This is a genomic window from Natrinema sp. SYSU A 869, assembly GCF_019879105.1.
GTDB lineage: Archaea > Halobacteriota > Halobacteria > Halobacteriales > Natrialbaceae > Natrinema.
This window is the reverse complement of record NZ_CP082248.1, coordinates 754,861-768,737: the sequence shown is the minus strand read 5'-3', so window position 1 is coordinate 768,737 and position 13,877 is coordinate 754,861. Positions and strand designations below refer to the sequence as shown.

The following is a 13,877-nucleotide window of genomic DNA, read 5'->3' as shown; positions in this document are numbered from 1 at the left end:
CGAAGTACGGTATGGAGTACCAGCAAGTCGATTCGATACGAGAGTACATGGCACGACTCGAAACAGGAAGCGACTGGCGAACCGAAATCGAGGACTTGGCACGCGAGGAGAACATCGAAGCGGGCTGATTCAATGCGATGGGTGCGGTTCAAGACGCCGAGATCTGGTTCTACGATCAGGACTAACAGGAGTACGGGCCAGTAACATTCGACGAACCGCTGGAAGTTGCGGCCTGCGTCGGTAACGTATCGATACTCAATGACGACGTGTTTGCGCACACTCACGTCGTCCTTTCGCGGCGGGATGGCGAAACGCTCGTGGGCTACCTCGATTCGGCGACCGTCTTCGCCGGCGAACTCTACCTCCGAGCGTTCGAGGAGCCGTTGGTCCAGACACCGCACGAACCGACGGGCCTGGACCTCTGGCTCAATGAGTAGTGCCGGAAGAGCCGAACTACCGATTCGAACTCGTCGCCCGGCGACTGCTCCGACCGGTCTTTGGACGGCCGATACCCAATGAACTTAATAGGTTGAGTATCAGGACGTAGGACATGGAGCTTATCCATATCAATATCAATGTCGCCGATGCTGACGAGACCATCGAATTTTACGAACAATTTGGCTTTGAGGAGAGCTGGGAGTTCGAAACTCTGGACGGGGAAACGCAAAACCGGTACATTGCGGACGAAACCGGGACCGAACTCCAGCTCTCGGATACCACGGACGATGCGGAGTTCGAGCAGGGGACGGCGTGGGACCATCTCGCTATCGGCGTTGACGACGTCGATGACGTCTTCGAATCGATCGACCACTACGGCGTCATAGAGGAACCGGGCGATCAGCCCGAAGCGGGTGCCCGGACGGCGTTCGTCTACGATCCGGACGGACGGAAGGTTGAACTGGTCGAACTGTTAGAGTAGATCCGGTCCACCACGAATCGCGGGTTTTCGAAACGCTGCCTATTTCGCCTGACAGCGGAAACCGAGCAGCTGTAACGTGGGTTCTGCTTGATCGCCACTCTTCCGACGAAGTTGACTCGGGTATCCACTATCCGGTCAGGTTGGTACTTTCACCCACACATTTGTTCTCTATGTTAGAACGAGCCTCACCTCACCGGATACTCTCCCGAATTTTACACTCATATGTACGTAATTCTTGGAGCGGTTTTCACCAGTGAACGGAAAAAGAAAAGTCGGCACGGGGGCTACTGTTCTCTATATCAGAATAAGCTGGTCTCTATTCCAAGTAGCACTCGCACTGTGGTCGATGTGGAACCACCTGTACTCATACTCACGGACATAAGTACGTAAAGATATCTGGAACGTTGATGTCATCGAGTGCGCAGAGAGCAGCATCACGAAGTTCGTCAAGCGTTTCGAATAGGCGGTTGTCGAGTGATTGATCGAGTTGCCGCCAGCACTCTTCCGCGGGGCTCACCGGAGCTGAACCCCGCGGAAGAATCGGTGTTCGGTTAAGCACTGGATCGCCTCATGAAGGCTTCATCCACTCGTTCGCTGAGTAAAAGGATGGTCCTGCCACGCTTCCTGTGCTCGCTCATCGGATTTGTGAAACTCCGGCCGAGCTGTCTTCCAGGACAGCCCGGCCTCGGTCATCACTCGTCGAACATGACGCTCGCAGTAGTCAACGTCGAATTCCTCGGAGAGATAGTGACGAGCTAGTGGAACAGACCATGCAGGCGCGTCAAATCCAACCTCTTCTGGAGACTTGTGGAGTGCTTCAACGAACCGTTCGTACTCTTCGTCGGAGAGTTCTGAGGGCCTTCCTGAACGGTGTTCGTCGTAGACGCCCTCCTCGAACGGCTCACCAACGAGCCGTTCGAGTCGATCAAGCTACCGCGAGAGCCAGCCAGCAGTATATCCATAGCGTTCAGCGACCTCTTCTAGCGTCGCACCGTCTTCTTCGATGTAGTTGATTGCCGCCATCAGCCGCTGTGACAGCTTCTTTTCCTCGACTTCCGCCAAGACTTGGCGGAGTCTTCGGTAGAGATGTTGTCGAGAGAGGCCATATCAGAACAATGTACGCCTCTTTGAAAAATTTTCAGCTGATAGTATCAGGTCGTCTCACCTAGGAGACGAATCCTTGCCTCCCCGGATTTCGTTTTCTATGAGGGAACAAGACTTATGAATTCGGCTAGAATACGATCGTGTATGGAAAATCGGGCCAAAAACCCCGTTCGGACGACCGAGAAATCGTTGCGACTTATTAGTGAGCTCAATCGGTTGGGCGAGGCACGGGTCACGACGTTAGCCAGCGAACTCGAGATGGGGAAGAGTGCTATCCACAACCATCTGACCACGCTCGAGGAGCACGGATACGTGGTCAAGAACTCCGAAACCAAAGCCTACCGTCTCGGTCTCAAATTCCTCGACATCGGCGGTCAGATACGGAGCGAGATAGACGTCTACAAAGTTGCCGAACCGAAGATCCAGGAACTGGCGGACGTCTCGGGAGAGTTAGTGCACCTCGTCGTCGAAGAGGACGGGAAGGGGGTCTATCTCTGTCGGGCGAAGGGTGAGCGCGCGGTCGAACTGGATACGTACGTAGGGTGTAGACACCATATGCACAGTACGGCGTTCGGCAAAGCGATTCTTTCTCACCTTCCGTCGGACCGGGTCGAGGAAATCATCGATCAGCAGGGATTGCCGGAGGTTACCCCGCAGACGATAACGTCCCGCGACGAACTCTTCGAGGAATTAGAGCGAACACGTGACCGTGGCTTCGCGGTCGACGACGAAGAGCGCCTCGAGGGGCTTCGCTGTATCGCCGCGCCGATCAGATTCGATTCCGATGTCATTGGAGCGATCAGCATCTCGGGCCCGACCGCTCGAATCGACGATGCTTGGGAATCGAACGAGTTCGTCGATCAGCTCTGTCGAGTAGCGAATGTAATCGAACTCAACAAGTACAATCTCTGATTCGTTACCACAGGAATGGCCGCTGACCGCTTTAGGTGGTGTCGCATTCGAGGTCCTGTGCGAGATTCCACTCATCTTCTTGCTGTCCCCGTTCGTGTTCTGGTTTGCCGGTAGCCGAGCCCCTCACCAAACACTTTAATATCGGAAATGAATATACTCGGATGGACTTATGAATATGCAACGACAGCATGATCGAGAGTTCGTGCGAACCTTCTTTACTACTCCGACTGCCGTAGAAGGAGAAGACAATTCGGCCAAGATGCTGGAGCGTGCAGTCCAGCTCCGCGGAATACAGGCACCTGACGTGTGGGTGCCTGACAACGAGGACGCGACGGCTCCGTCGATGCGCGGCGAAGGTGCCCAGAACATCATCGACGTGGTCTCGGAACACGGGGCCGATTTCCCGGGCGAGATTCATCCCCGCGTCGTCTGGCACAGAGAAAGCCCCAGTACCCGATATCAGAGCTTCCAGCGCATTCTGGAAATCGCCGACCCCGAGAACGGAGCGGTCGAACACATCGACGGCTTCGTCATTCCCGAAGTCGGTGACATCGACGACTGGAAGAAGGCCGACGAGTTCCTGACCATCGTCGAGAACGAACATGGCCTCGAGGAGGGAACTCTGGCCATGTCGGTCATCGTCGAGAGCGGAGAGGCCGAGCTGGCGATGGGCGATCTCCGCGACGAGATGGGCAAGCCCGCGAACAACCTTGAGCGTATGTTCCTCCTCGTAGACGGGGAAGTCGACTATACGAAGGACATGCGTGCGATGACACCGACCGGTAAGCTGCCGCCGTGGCCGGAGCTCCGCCACAACACCTCTCGAGGTGCGAGTGCGAACGGTCTCATCGCGGTCGACGGTCCATACGACGACATCAGGGATGTCGAGGGCTACCACGAGCGGATGATAGACAATCAGGCGAAGGGGATGCTCGGCATCTGGTCGCTGACCCCCGGGCAGGTCGAAGAAGCGAACAAGTCACCGCTACCGCCGAAAACCGGTAGCTGGCTCCTCGATGTTGATGGCCGCGAGGTCGAACTCGACGAGGAAGACGGCCGCTACGTGTACCACGGCGACGATATCGAACTCGAGGAGACTGGTGACGACCAGTACCGACTCCGTATCAATGGCGACGAGCGCGAACTCGATGCAGACGAACTGGAGCAGGAGCTGCTCGACTTGGCCGACTACATCCCGAGCATGATCGACATCGTCGACTCGATGGAGGAGTTCGAGGCAGCCAAAGAGGCTGGCCGGGGTGCCATCGCGATGGAGCAGTCGGCGACGCTGCTCATCGACGGGATCGAGGTCAGCATCAGTAACGACCGCATGTGGGACGAAGCGACCTACCAGGCGGCTCAAACGCCGATCAACCTGTTCCAGGACGTCTACGAAAACCGTCCTGACCAGCACGAGGATCTCGAAGAGATGTACGGTGAGGACATCGTCGACCGTGCGATGATCGTCGGATAGCAGTGAACCGCTTCCGGGTCACGTGATTCGAGACATCTCTGGTATCTCGTCACTAAGCGAACCAGAGATTCGCGAGATCCAAACGAACACGGTGTGCTCTTTTTGAAGATCCCGAAAATCTCTGATTCTCGGACCATCTGGGGCACTCGCCCTGCTCCGCTAGCAGACTCGAAGCCGCCAGGACCGTGGATGACTGCTACTTGAGGTTCCCCAGATTGATCTTCCGGTCTTTCTCTACAGGCGGAACAAGCCGAGTGCCTCGGGGTCGTCCGAGACGGCGAAACCATCTCGTGATGACGAGAGACCTTTGATCTCTCGAACCACGTAACCCCGAGGTGGTTCACCAAAGTTATTCCACAGATAGAACTAGATCGTCGTCGACGTCTGGATGGTAGTTGCCGGTACCGTCGTCGCAGTCCTCAACCTCTTCTTGTCCGATTCGTATCTATCTTATCCGACGCAATCACTGCCAGCACTCCGTTAGCTGACCGTGAGGACGGAGCCACTAGTCATCAGTTTCTGTATGAGCGTCATCAATGTAGTTTGTGAATGAAGGGCTCTGTTGAATCGCTGTAAGGCGGTAGATTTCACTGTTTGACGGCACGTTTGATGTTGTAGACGACACACATCAGAGAAATTTCACGGAACTCTCGATACCAGCTACGCGCTCGCACGGCGTAGCCGAGCGAGCGCTTGACGGCTGAGTTGACGGTTTCGGCCATTGACCGCTGAGCGTACCGATCTTCATCAATACGGGCGTTGTGTGCGTGATCGTACGGAGCGAAGATCCGGTGTTTGATCAGCGGGCGAATGTCGAGTTCACGGAGTCGTTCGCGGAGTTGTTGCTTGTCATAGCCCTTATCAGCGGCTAGAGACCGCAGATCGCCCGCGTTCCGGCGGGCGATCTGCTCACAGAGATCTGCGTCGCTGCCTTCTAACGTCGTCGAGCAGTGAAGATCAAGCACAGCTTGCGTTGCTGTATCGACGAGTTTGGTTACTTTGAGCGTCTGAACGCGATAATTCGTTCGTTGACAGTAGTGACGGCTTGCACGATCTCGCTCATAGAACGTAGCGTCGATCGCAGCGTGCTCAGAGAGGTCGTGTAGCTGCGCCGACTGGCACAGCAACACTCGACAAACGCTCATCTCGATCCGATCAAACGCCTTACACAGCGTAGATGGTGCGGGGAGATCGGCCGTATCAAGGCCGATCTCCCCTGTTATTTGCGGCATTTCCTTCAGCAGATCGATCGTCATTCGATAGGACGTATCGAGGTAAATCCGCAGACAATGCAGGGAAACGAGGGCATAGTCGGTGAATCCGCCGCCACCTTTCGGGGCGGCGGATTCGTCTCCATCGCCAGTAACGTTTGAGCAATCGGCACAACTGCCCCAATGAAGCGGGAGATTTGGGTCATGAACAACTGAAGTCTCCCGCTTCAAGACCTTCGATTTAGCGAACCATTCCGCCGCTGTCTAGTGATTCAACACAGCCGAATGAAGCTATTTCGCTTCTTATTTTCTTCCAGATGTGTTCGATGGTGTCTCGACTTCCATGCCGTTGGTTTCTGAGCTCAAGTTCGTTCGACGACAACTATAGTTTAATAATATTCTATCACTGGCGGAAAATGAGGTATTGTTGACATTGCATTTTTTGTACTATTTCTGAAGAACGTGCTTGGAACACTCTCGATTTAATTGTTTTGTGTATTATGTGGCGCAAAAATCTTTATTCAGAACAAAATATAGCGTATAACGGCAGTGTCTAGTTAGGCCAGTTTGAGGAACGAGCAGGTCGTGGAGTTAGTTTGGAATGATGCTCGCAGACCTGCTCAGCGAGTGCTACGCAGCGGAATTTGATGGATCTTGAGAGCGTGAGCGGACGGCGACGCCCGTCAGGGTGTTCGCCGTCCGACTCCACGCGACCGGTTGTTCGCTTCGAGAGACACAAGCAATTCTTCGCTTGATTGGCGTAGAACGCACTCATCAAGCAATCTGGTACTGGGTGCATCGGCTGGCTGACAGCGTCCCAGACCCGCCGTTGGCTTCGCCGTCGCGGGTCGCTATTGATGAAACCGCTGTCAAGAGTAACGGCGACTGGTATTGGGTGTACGCTGCAATCGACCTAGACTCACGGCTTATTCTTGATGTTGCAGTGTTTGGACGGCGGGGAACCGATCCAGCCGCTGCATTCCTGCATAAATTGACCGAGAAACACGATCTCTCCAAGGCTGAGTTTCTCGTCGATCAATTCGTCTATCGGACTGCTCTCTCGGTTAGGGCTGAGCGGTTGGATCAACTATACCGACCGAAACCACGTCGAAAACTGTCCCGTTTCGAGTATATATATGGTAGTGTCGTACAGCAAGTCTGTCAACCGGTTGAGGCGCTGGGATTATTTTGCAGCGGCTGCAAGGCGTTCTTAGGAGGCATCAGGTAATGCCCAACACAGAGTTTGGGTGGCGGTCACAGAGGAACTCGTAGACGAACTGGATGAGTTGACCGAACAGTGTGTTGATCTGCAAGCTAGCCGGTCAGAAATCTTGAAGCGATCCTGACCGCCTACTTTCGTGGCGGTACAGACCACGAAGCACGGGTCCGTGAACTGATTATCCGTCGCCGGAAAGAACCCCTCTAACAGATTCTACGGAGCTTGCAGTCGCTGAACGACTCTATACACCCCCTATTTGATAGATTAAACATAGAGTACATCGGTAGAGTTTAAATACTCGAAACGGGACAGATCGAAAAGTGGTTTCACACCCTCAAAATGCGTGTCGACTGCTTCCATAGCTCGTGGGTGGGAAGTCGGGCTAGCGTCCGCGAGTGGCTTGAACAGTTCGTACATTACTACAACCAGCAAAGACCGCATCAAGCTCTCGATGGAAAAACACCAGTTGAGGAGGTTCAGAACTAGACAGTGCCTCTTGTCTCTCACCGCGGACGGACAAACCGCGTTCCAGGAGTAGACGCTGTTCCGTCCCTCGGAAACTGATTACAAACGAGGCGACTATCTTTCCGCAACATGAGAGTTTTAACTCTCTAAGTGGAAAGGAATGTAGGATGTCACCAATAGACGTGCTAATCCTGTCAGGTATGCCCTCGGAGACACCAGAGACGACAGCGGATCTAGTCGAGCCGATCGTCGACCGGCACCCGGATATCGATGTGACAGTTGCGGGCAACTATTCAGACGGTGTCGACAAGATCAGGACGGCAAACGCGGTCATCGCTCTTCATCCAACGTCAGACCACCTCGACAACGCTGAGCGCTTGGAATGGATGCACACGCTCTCGGCCGGGGTCGATCATTTTCCACTCGATCGTCTTCAGCGCGAGGACGTCGTCGTGACGACTGCGTCGAGCGCCAACAGTAATGCAGTCGCTGAACACACCCTCAGTCTCATGCTCGCGTTCGAGCGCAATCTCAATCATGCGATTCGCAACCAAGAGCGGACGGAATGGCAGCTCCAGTTCAGCGGCGAACTTAACGGACAAACCGTCGGGATACTTGGACTGGGCCAGATCGGACGGCGAGTCGCAGAGCTCTGTACTGCGTTCGGGATGGATGTGGTCGGTCTAAAGCGCGATTTGAGCGACGTCCCCGATTCCGTCGACGAGATTTATCTGCCCGACGAATTGCATACTGTGCTCGGCAAATCGGACTACGTCGTTATCGCCTGTCCGCTGACTGACGAGACGAAGGGGATGATATCGATCAAGGAACTGTCGGAGTCGATGAAACGGTCGGCCGTCCTGATCAACGTCGCACGGGGGGAGATCGTGGAGGAGCAACACGTCTCGGTCGCGGTCCAGCGCGGCTATATCGCTGGTGCGGCGCTCGACGTGTTCGAGGAAGAGCCACTCCCGCCCGACTCGCCGATATGGAACACGAAAGACATAATCGTCACCCCTCACGCCGGTGGAACGACCGACCGGTTCCTCCAGGGGTGTGGTGTTCTGTTTGCAAAGAACTACGACCACTACTCAGCGGGCCGCCTCGACGAGATGCGAAACCGCGTCATCTAGTCCGGCGAACTCTGTGAGAACTCGTCGGATTCCTCGCGTAGCTTGGCATTTCGCAGTTCTTCGTAGTCCAGAGCGCGGTCCACCGTGACGGCGCTATTGAAGAGATCCTTATTGTAGCGCAATGCTTTTCTGGATTTGTTCTCGACGATATCGTGGGCGACATCGTGGACCGCCTCCTCGAGTCGTCCCTCGGAGTACACTCCCGAAACGAGTCCGATGTCTGCGGCTTCAGCGGCCTCGATCGGACGGCCCGTAAAGACGATTTCTCGAGCCCGACCGTCGCCGACCAGTAGCGGCAGTAGGCGAGACGTCGCATTCGAGACGGTCACGCCGATCTCTGACTCGGTGAGTCGGAATGTCGTCCTCTCCTGGGCGTACCGCAGGTCAAACGAGAACGTGAGTTCGAACCCGCCGCCGATAGCGTATCCGTGGAGTTTCCCGATGACGATGCCGTCGAACGCTCGAGCGGCGCGCGTGACTTTTTGGAACAGTCCGATGCGTTCCGTTCCGACCGAGTCTTCATCGAGGTCAGCGCCAGCGGTGAAGGCGTCACCGGCTCCCTCGATGACGACAACTGTGTACTCCCCACTCGCCTCGCGGAGTGCTTCGACGAGTTCGGAGAGCAACCTCTCGTTCAACGCGTTGAGCTTCTCAGGTCGGGACAGGGTCAGTCGGAGGATCTCGCCATCCGGTTCGCGCTCGAGAACGGTCATAAGCGATTCCCGACGAGGAGATAGTTAATTTTTATGGGCCATATCTAGGTCGGCGCGTTTCCTCCGTCGGGCCGTGGAACCTCAGTCCGCAGCCGTCGCTTCGGCTCGGAATTGCGACGAAGCGGCTCGTTCCCGGGTCAGTATTTATGATAACTGAGGTCGATGGTTTGCTATGGTCGAGCGAGCATGCTTAGGTGATCACTACGTCGATCATGTAGTGATCGGTGGATCGGTTCTGGACGAGCTGGAGACGGCGTTTGCCGATGTCGGCCTCGTACCCGAATACGGTGGCGAACACGAACACGACGCGACGCACAACTCTCTGATCGGGTTCGAGGACGGGTCCTACATCGAACTGATCGCAGCGACTGAGACCGGTTGCCCCGACAGGCGTACCGACTTCATCCGCAATGATGTAGGGCCGTGCGGATGGGCACTGGAAACGACCGGCATAGAATCTCTAGCCGAGCAGATGCGAGCGCGCGAGGTTCCGGTAGCGGTCACCGATCGTCACGAGCGCGAAACACCGAACGGGAACCAAGCGGCCTGGCTGCTCGCGTATCTCGGCGATGGCGAGCCCGGAACGTCGCTCCCGTTCGTCATCGAGAACCTCACCCCTCGAAATCGACGAATCACCCCAGGTCAAAGCGCGGACCAGATCGGTGTCACCGGAATCGATGCGGCCGTCATCGGAGTCGAGAGTCTCGGAGAGGCTTCTAACCGCTATCGACGCGCGTTCGGACTTTCCGAGCCGAAGCGAGACCGAGACGAGGGACTCGGGGCTGAACTCGCCTACTTCCCGGGTAGCGCGGTGATCCTGGCGGCGCCACTGGACAGCGGATGGCTAGACGACCGGGTCTCCCGGTACGGAGACTTACCATGTTGTGTCCTCCTCGCCGCCGACCAGCGGGCGTTCGACTGGTTCGATCCGATGACAACGACTACGTGGTTCGACCGCCGAGTCGGATGGCTCCCGATCGATCTCCCAGAGGGACGAGTGGGGATCGTCGACGGTTGAGTCGTCGATAGAGAGATCTGGACGGTCGATCCGATTCGTCCGAAGACACGCGAACAGCGCCTGCAATCGCGGGTATTCTGCCGACAGCCGCCGGTGGTCGCTGTCGGAATCATCGACCTATCACTGACGGGGCGATCCTCCAGTGGAACGAGACGAGCCGTTGGAGTGGTCACAAAGAGCGGTAGCATTGCCATACCTATTTATAGGTAATCGAAATATTCGTAGGTATTGTCGTGGGTATCGACGACATCGAAACCGTGGCAGTGATCGGTGCAGGACAGATGGGACGTGGAATCAGCGCCGTCGCAGCGCTGGCCGGCTACGAGACGGCGATCACCGACATCGACGAGTCGCAACTCGAGGAAGCGGCGGAGGAGATCGAGTGGTCCTACGGGAAGGACGACGCCACCGAGGCGGAGACGGAGGCGGCGCTCGACCGGCTCATCTTCACCACCGAGTTCGACGACGCCGTCGTCGACGCGGACTTCGTCACCGAAGCGGCAGTCGAACAGCAGTCGGTCACGCAGGACATCTTCGCGGATCTCGACGAGACGGCGCCCGAAGACGCCATCCTCGCGACGAACACCACTGGGCTCAACATCACCGAACTTGCCAAGTCGACCGACGACCCCAACGGGTCGTCGGGACGCACTGGTTCAATCCCCCGATGCTGATGGAGCTCGTCGAGGTCATCATGACCGAACACACGCCAGAGAGCGTGGCCGACACCGCGGAGTCGCTCATCGAGTCGTTCGGGAAGACACCGATCCGCTGTAAGATGGACATCTCCTCGTTCATCGTCAACTGGCTCATGCGGCCCTACGGCGAGGGGCCCGCTTGGATGGCCTATCGAGGCGAACACTCCTTCGAAGAGATCGACTCCGCGATGAAATACAAGAAAGGATTCCCGATGGGACCGTTCGAACTCGCCGACTTCACGGGCGGCATCCAGATCCGCGTCGAGGGGGAGCAGGATCACCTCGAGGACGACTGCCCGATGTCCTACGACACGGAGGTCTGCCCGCTCCTCCACCAGCTCTACGAGAAGGAGCGGTACGGTCGGAAAGCCGACGCGGGGTTCTACGAATACGACGAGCGCGACGAACCGCAAATCTCAGTCGACGCCGGGCAGGAGTTCGACACGCTGTTGGTCTGGGCCCCGATCGTCAACGAGGCCGCCAAGATGGTCGAGAACGACGTCGCCAGCGTCGAGGATATCGACACCGGTGCCCGGCTGGGCGGTAACTGGCCGATGGGCCCCTCGAGAAGGCCGACGAGGTCGGTGCCGACATCGCCCTCGAAAAACTGATCGAGGTGGCGAGCTGCCACGAGGACACCGACAAGCTCGCCAAGACGCTCCCCTGCGATCTGTTCGTCGAAAAGGCGAAGAACGGCGAGACGTTCTACTGAACGGCACAAGACCGTTCTGAGAGGGAACTACCGTCATACCGTCCTCGGAGAGACAGGGTCCAGAACACCGGCTCTGGGGGAAGCGATCGGCGTAGACAGAACTCACTGAACTGTCTATGCGGTCACTCGTCAACTGCCACACGTCGGGAAAGAAGCCGATCGCCATGAATTACGCTAACCGACACTTCAGAGCGCGGCCGGAGAGTTCTGCGAGCGGATGCTAAGCGAGGAACCCACTGCGCGGGGATTGGCTTCGGGGCTGATGATCGCGAACCATGGAACCCCCGTGCTACTTGAACTCGCATATGAATCCTGGTATTACCACCTCGTAGATTTAAGTAATAAGACGGTGAACGGACTGATGATGCCGGAAAGCTATTTCGAAGAGTTCGAAGTAGGTGACAGTACGGAGTCCAAAGTTGCCCGAACGATCAGCGAATCGGACGTTTACGAAGTAGCCGGCTTGTCGGGAAGCTACGGAGAACTCCATACGAACAAAGAGTACATGAAAAAGACGGAGTTCGGTCAGCCGTTAGTTCAAAACACGCTACTGATCGTTATCATGGAAGGGCTGTTCAAACGGGTCAAGTGGGAACCGGCGATAATTGCAGCATACGGACGAGACAATTTGCGGTTCATCAACCCCGTCTTCATCGACGATACGGTCAATCTCGAGATGGAGATCGTGGACAAAGAACGACGCGACAGCGGCGGCGTTATTACCATGGAACAGCGCTTGTTCAAACAGAACGACGACCTTGCTGTGAAGGGCGAGTATCTCCTTCTCGTGGAATCCCAGTCGGAATCGTGACACGCATCCCTCGAACGGAAAGCCGTTATTGCGAGTGTAGCGGTGACGAGTCGATCGACGTTCCGCGAGCCGGAAGAAGATCTGCCGTGAACAACGAAAGCAACCACCGTGGAGAGTAGTTCACCGACGTGTGACCGGGTTCACACGGAGTCGAACGAAGTGAACTACCCCGCTCTCTACTGTACTTCGGTCTCCGCCCTCGGTCGGTGAGTAGGGGCAGCCGGGTTTCTGCGTCGGAAAGAATAGACTCCACAGATCTACGAGACCCAGAGCGCCCCGTGAAGGCCGGGAAAACGGTAACAGCATTCGTCTTTAGCTAAGACTTACACCTCGGTTGTGTGGCGGTAGCGAGCGTCTCTTGTAACACTGGTCGGTGCTGGTGGATCTTCTGTGCGTCTTCGATCAGTCGATCGAGCAGCGGTGGCGGTGAGTAGCCAAGACACTCGCCGAGTTCGTGAAGGATGAGCTGGGCGTGCGACCGGAAGGTCGCCGCCCAGCGTTCTGGCGGAAACACGATCTCATCGTCCGCCTGTTCGGTGACCAGATCGAGCAAATCCCGACTTACCAGCAGTGACAGCAACGCCGCGTACAGCAGAATTTCGACGACATGCTTCTTCGTCGTGTCGAACTCGTCCAGTTCGTACTGCGTCTTCAACTCACGGAACAACAACTCTACCTCCCACCGACAGCGATAGATCGTGGCTAGATCTGACGGTAGGAACTCGTCTCTCGGGAGATTTGTGATATATAGGTGGTAGTCGTCGGCGTCCGCAAGGAGGGCGCCGACGACGCGGAACCGCTTCGTATCGCGTGATTGCGTTCCTCCGTATGGTCTTCGGTCAAATGCTACTTCAACTTCCACGTCGATGTACTCGCGGTGCAGATCATCCACAACATCGTGGATCTGCTCACCTTCTAAGGGAATGGCGCGGCCGCGCCATTCCCGTAATTCCCCCGTTACGACCGGGTTTGCACTCTCTTTCAGCCGACTCACAAAGTAGCCGTCGTTCTCATCGATCAACGCAAAGTGGCGGTACTTGAAGTAGGCACGATCGAAAAGAACAAGCCGGTCTTCGAGCCACGATCCTGTGTTAAACAACGTGCTGTCGTGCGTTTTCTCGTTAGCAACGTCGAGCCGTTCTATCGTCTGCTCGGTGGCATTGTGGAGCAGGTGGAGCCTTGCTCCAGCCTGCTCCTCTTTCCGGGCTTCGTATTCCTCGGAGAGAAATTCGTGCAACCGCAGGACGGTTCCATCAGCGATCATCACGTCCCTGAATCGGTCGATATCGGCGTTACCAGTGTCAGGGACAGCGACCTCGTCGAGGCCGTGCTCGACGAGGTCGCGGAAGTACTCTGCAAGAGACGGCGTCAACCGGTGATAGAACTCGGAGGGAAACAGTGTAGTGAGCCGACGCATAATCTTGGATGAGGAGGGGCTGTTGGACACAGCTATTGCCTCCTCATTCCTCTCGAAAAGAAGCCTCGATA

General features: G+C 56.3%; 9 protein-coding genes and 6 pseudogenes. 11 read left to right on the top strand and 4 right to left on the bottom strand.

The window, feature by feature from the left end:
• The first annotated feature begins 11 nt into the window (after positions 1 to 11).
• Together K6I40_RS07565 and K6I40_RS07560 are read left to right on the top strand one after the other, a co-directional pair.
• Positions 12 to 437 (top strand): annotated as a pseudogene (locus K6I40_RS07565) (PPC domain-containing DNA-binding protein).
• 113 nt (positions 438 to 550) lie between these two features.
• Positions 551 to 919 (top strand): VOC family protein, encoded by a 369-nt coding sequence (locus K6I40_RS07560; protein WP_222914127.1) that lies wholly within the window; start codon positions 551 to 553, stop codon positions 917 to 919.
• Positions 920 to 1,289: 370 nt separating this feature from the next.
• Here K6I40_RS07560 and K6I40_RS07555 read toward each other — a convergent pair.
• Positions 1,290 to 2,025: pseudogene (locus K6I40_RS07555) on the bottom strand (winged helix-turn-helix domain-containing protein).
• A gap of 142 nt (positions 2,026 to 2,167) precedes the next feature.
• Here K6I40_RS07555 and K6I40_RS07550 point away from each other — a divergent pair.
• A complete protein-coding gene (locus K6I40_RS07550) occupies positions 2,168 to 2,935 on the top strand; it encodes an IclR family transcriptional regulator (RefSeq protein WP_222914125.1) in 768 nt (255 codons plus the stop codon).
• Between the two features lie 169 nt (positions 2,936 to 3,104).
• Entirely contained in the window at positions 3,105 to 4,409 is a 1,305-nt protein-coding gene (gene aceB / locus K6I40_RS07545) for a malate synthase AceB (protein WP_222914122.1), read from the top strand.
• Between the two features lie 587 nt (positions 4,410 to 4,996).
• Here aceB and K6I40_RS07540 read toward each other — a convergent pair.
• A pseudogene (locus tag K6I40_RS07540) lies at positions 4,997 to 5,826 on the bottom strand (IS5 family transposase).
• A 398-nt stretch (positions 5,827 to 6,224) separates the two neighbouring features.
• Between K6I40_RS07540 and K6I40_RS07535 the strand changes: the two are divergent.
• The 3 genes and pseudogenes from K6I40_RS07535 to K6I40_RS07525 form a co-directional block, all read left to right on the top strand.
• A pseudogene (locus tag K6I40_RS07535) lies at positions 6,225 to 6,732 on the top strand (IS6 family transposase); the annotation flags it as partial.
• A 419-nt stretch (positions 6,733 to 7,151) separates the two neighbouring features.
• Positions 7,152 to 7,325, top strand: a pseudogene (locus tag K6I40_RS07530) (integrase core domain-containing protein); the annotation flags it as partial.
• Between the two features lie 146 nt (positions 7,326 to 7,471).
• Complete coding sequence (locus K6I40_RS07525; RefSeq protein ID WP_222914120.1) at positions 7,472 to 8,437, top strand: D-2-hydroxyacid dehydrogenase; 966 nt, start codon at positions 7,472 to 7,474, stop codon at positions 8,435 to 8,437.
• On the opposite strand, the gene K6I40_RS07520 is transcribed toward K6I40_RS07525, so the two are convergent.
• On the bottom strand, positions 8,434 to 9,150 hold the full coding sequence (locus K6I40_RS07520; protein WP_222914117.1) for an enoyl-CoA hydratase/isomerase family protein: 717 nt from the start codon (positions 9,148 to 9,150) through the stop codon (positions 8,434 to 8,436). The genes K6I40_RS07525 and K6I40_RS07520 overlap by 4 nt on opposite strands.
• Before the next feature lie 172 nt (positions 9,151 to 9,322).
• Between K6I40_RS07520 and K6I40_RS07515 the strand changes: the two genes are divergently transcribed.
• The 4 genes from K6I40_RS07515 to K6I40_RS07505 all read left to right on the top strand — a co-directional run bounded on the left by K6I40_RS07515 (position 9,323) and on the right by K6I40_RS07505 (position 12,389).
• Positions 9,323 to 10,168, top strand: a complete 846-nt coding sequence (locus K6I40_RS07515; RefSeq protein ID WP_222914115.1) for a VOC family protein — start codon at positions 9,323 to 9,325, stop codon at positions 10,166 to 10,168.
• Between the two features lie 233 nt (positions 10,169 to 10,401).
• The gene (locus K6I40_RS28240; protein ID WP_255681542.1) at positions 10,402 to 10,842 is read left to right on the top strand and encodes a 3-hydroxyacyl-CoA dehydrogenase NAD-binding domain-containing protein; all 441 of its coding nucleotides are present in this window, start codon (positions 10,402 to 10,404) and stop codon (positions 10,840 to 10,842) included.
• Positions 10,842 to 11,477 (top strand): 3-hydroxyacyl-CoA dehydrogenase family protein, encoded by a 636-nt coding sequence (locus K6I40_RS07510; RefSeq protein WP_255681540.1) that lies wholly within the window; start codon positions 10,842 to 10,844, stop codon positions 11,475 to 11,477. Before K6I40_RS28240 ends, K6I40_RS07510 begins: the two co-directional genes overlap by 1 nt.
• A gap of 318 nt (positions 11,478 to 11,795) precedes the next feature.
• Positions 11,796 to 12,389, top strand: a complete 594-nt coding sequence (locus K6I40_RS07505) for a MaoC/PaaZ C-terminal domain-containing protein (protein ID WP_222914111.1) — start codon at positions 11,796 to 11,798, stop codon at positions 12,387 to 12,389.
• A 316-nt stretch (positions 12,390 to 12,705) separates the two neighbouring features.
• On the opposite strand, the pseudogene K6I40_RS07500 reads toward K6I40_RS07505, so the two are convergent.
• Positions 12,706 to 13,773, bottom strand: a pseudogene (locus tag K6I40_RS07500) (IS4 family transposase); the annotation flags it as partial.
• Positions 13,774 to 13,877 lie beyond the last annotated feature (104 nt).